The following is a 3,109-nucleotide window of genomic DNA, read 5'->3' as shown; positions in this document are numbered from 1 at the left end:
TTGATATTTGTGTGGATTGTTTAAGAAATCAATTAATTCTTTCATCTCTTCTTTTTCTTCTTTGTTTCCAGCGACATCTTTTAAAGTAAAAAGAGATTTTTGTTTATCTGAAACTTCAGGATTAGTGTTTAATTTTCCAGATTTTTCTTTTATTCCGTTAATAATATAAAAGATAAAAATAACAGAAGACAAGGGCGAAACAATAACAAGAAAAAACTGTATAACATTACTAAACGGTTTTAAGAAAAAATTGTCTATATTATTCGGAAAAATTAGATAATTTTTAAAAGATTCTATATCTCTTAAAAAAGAATAATTAAAAAAAGAATGGTCCATTTGGGTATACCATTTTTTATTATTTATATCAGACACTACAACTTTATAAAAATTATCATTTCTTAAAAAACTGTTATTTCCAACAGAAAAACATTTAATAGAGTCTAATTCATTTTGAATATTTTTTATTTGTAAAATTAAATCCTGAGGTCTATTTAAATAAGTAACATCATTTTCTTGCCATTGTTGCTTGGTTTCAAACACAATCGCTAAAAGTATTACAAATAATAAACCTAAAATAAAAAATAATTTCGATTTTAAAAATCTTTTTGGAATTTTCATTTTTATTTTTTTCTCCTAAAAAACTTTTTTTTATTTTTTCGAAGATTGTATAAAGCAAACAAGATAATTGTAAGAATAAAGAAAATGATTAAAATTATCATAATAATTTGTAATAATCTTTGAAAATTTTTAGTATCTAGGAATGAAGAATATTTTGTCGATTGTTCTTTTATTGGGTGATTTTTTTTATTTTCTGATTTTATTTTTGTAAAAGTGTCTTCAAAATGGCTTTTTTCTACTAGCTTATCAGGATCTTCTTTGAAAGCAATTTGTTTTGCTTGTTGAATTAATGAATCTAACCTACTCTGACTAAATTTAGCTTCAAAACATTTTGCAGCTAATTCTTTCAAAAACACTTCATCATTCAATACTTCTGGAGAAAAATTTATTGAATCTTTTTTTAATAAACTTTTCAACATACCTAATGTATCTTTTTCATTTGGTAAATCAAATAAAATATGTTTTTCTAATCTTCCTGGTCTGATAATAGCAGGATCCAAGGAATCGAACATATTAGTTGCTCCAATTATAATCACAGGGTATTCATTGTGTTCGTTAAATCAATCTAATTGAACAAATAATTCGCTAACTAAACTATTATTTTCAAGACTTCCATCTCCTCCTGAACCAGAAACTCTTTGAGAAGCAATAATATCAATTTCATCAATAAAAATGATAGAAGGTTTTTTAGTATCAAATGCTTGTTGGAACAAGTTTCTTATTTTTTTCGCACCTTCGCCTACAAAACGCTCTTTAAATTCAGTACTAGAAGCATAAAAAAAAGGAACATTTAAAGATTTAGATAATTGTTTCATTACATAAGTTTTCCCGGTTCCGGGAGGTCCGTGAAATATATACCCTTTAGGGATTTTAATATTTTTTTTGTTGATATTTTGGATAATCTGTCAAATAATTAGCTAAATATTGTAACTCATCTCTGAGTTCATCAGCTAAAAAAACATTTGACAAAAAACCTATAATAGGGGTTCCTTGTTCTGAAAATCTTATTTTTTCGGTTCTTTTATTATCTAGTTTATAATTAATATCAAATGTTTTATCGTGTTTCCAATTAACGTCTCCATTAATAAAAAAACTCTTGAACTAATTATTTTATTATCTTCATTAAGTATTTTCTTCTAAATATTTTCTTCCATCTAAATCGTTAATTATTTTTTTATGTGTATTGTTCTCGTTAATGTCTTGTTTTATATTTGGTTCATCTAAATTTAATCTAACAATTTGTTTATCGTCAAGATTATAAGTTTCGTTGTTGTCCCAATCTATTTCTTTCTCATTTTTAAATCTTCTTCGTTTTATGATATCACCTTTGGCATCATATTCTCGATTCCAAGTACCTTCACTAGCCCAATCTATTGTTTTATCATCTTTTAAACGTCTTTGTTCAATAATATTATTTTTTTCATCATATTTTCTTTGCCAAGTGTCTTTATGAGAACAGTTTATATAATTTTGGTCTTTGAAATATATTTGTTCAATGATACGGTCTTTTTCGTCATATTTTCTATTCCAAGTACTAGAATGTTGCCAATCTATTTCTACTTCATTCTTTAAATGTCTTTGTTCGATAACATTACCTTTATCATCATATTTTTTTTCTAAAGTGCCTGCTGCCTTATAATCTATTTCGACTTTAAATAAAATTTCTTCGACAACATTACCTTTGTCATCATATTTTTTTGTTCCAAGTATTTGCGTCATTCCAGCTTATTTCATCCTCACTTTTTAAACGTCTTTGTTCGACAACATTGCCTTTGTCATCATATTTTTTGTTCCAAGTGCTTGAAGAAAAATAATTTACTTTATCTTGTGATAAAAAAACTCTTTGTTTTATAATGTTTCCTTTTCGATCATATTCTCGATTCTAAGTATCTGAATGATTCAAATTTATTTAGTTATTCGTTTGAAGACGTCTTTGTTCGATAATATTTTTGTTGTTATCAAATTTGATTGACCAACGAGCACTTGGATTCAAATCTATTATCGTTCCATCAGGTGAATAAGTTCTATCATAAGTTTCTCTATTATAAGAATCTGGAGTACCGTTTGCTTTAAACCTTGTTTGTTTGATGATATTTCCTTGTTGATTGTATTCACGATTCCAAGTATCTATTTTATCCCAATCTATTTCTCCAGTGTCGCTTTTTAGACGTCTTTGTTCGGTAATATTACCTCTATCATCTTGTTTTCGGGTATAAAAAACACCATTCTCATTTATTGGTGTTGTATTATTTTCACCTGTAGCAACAATAATACAAACAAAAAAAAGAGAAAAATAAGGAAAACAATAACAAAAATGGAAAAATATTTCTTTTATAATTTAGAAACATCCATTTTTTATTCTCTTGTTGCATTGATATTTTGTGTTCCTTTCTAAGATATTTTCTTTAAAATAAAAAAATAATTAAAAATTAATAAAAAAAATTATTAATTTTTAATTATTATGAATCAAAAAAAAAAAAAAAAAAAAAAA

1 protein-coding gene and 2 pseudogenes are annotated in these 3,109 nt (G+C 25.4%); all 3 read right to left on the bottom strand.

Annotated elements, in window-relative coordinates; genetic code table 11:
• A pseudogene (locus AB6A63_RS01940) lies at positions 1-618 on the bottom strand (hypothetical protein); the annotation flags it as partial.
• Positions 619-620: 2 nt separating this feature from the next.
• A pseudogene (locus tag AB6A63_RS01935) lies at positions 621-1,472 on the bottom strand (AAA family ATPase).
• Between the two features lie 268 nt (positions 1,473-1,740).
• Positions 1,741-2,337: a hypothetical protein gene (locus AB6A63_RS01930; protein ID WP_370431010.1), complete on the bottom strand. Its 597-nt coding sequence runs from the start codon at positions 2,335-2,337 to the stop codon at positions 1,741-1,743.
• Positions 2,338-3,109: the final 772 nt, after the last annotated feature.

The organism is 'Camptotheca acuminata' phytoplasma (assembly GCF_041276565.1).
Classification (GTDB): Bacteria; Bacillota_I; Bacilli_A; order Acholeplasmatales; family Acholeplasmataceae; genus Phytoplasma.
Note: the sequence above shows the minus strand (reverse complement) of the source record. Positions and strands in the feature narration are given on the sequence as shown.

Excerpts from the sequence above, each read along its gene's own strand:
- AB6A63_RS01930 (WP_370431010.1), bottom strand. The coding sequence starts at position 2,337 with ATGACGCAAATACTTGGAACAAAAAAATATGATGACAAAGGTAATGTT.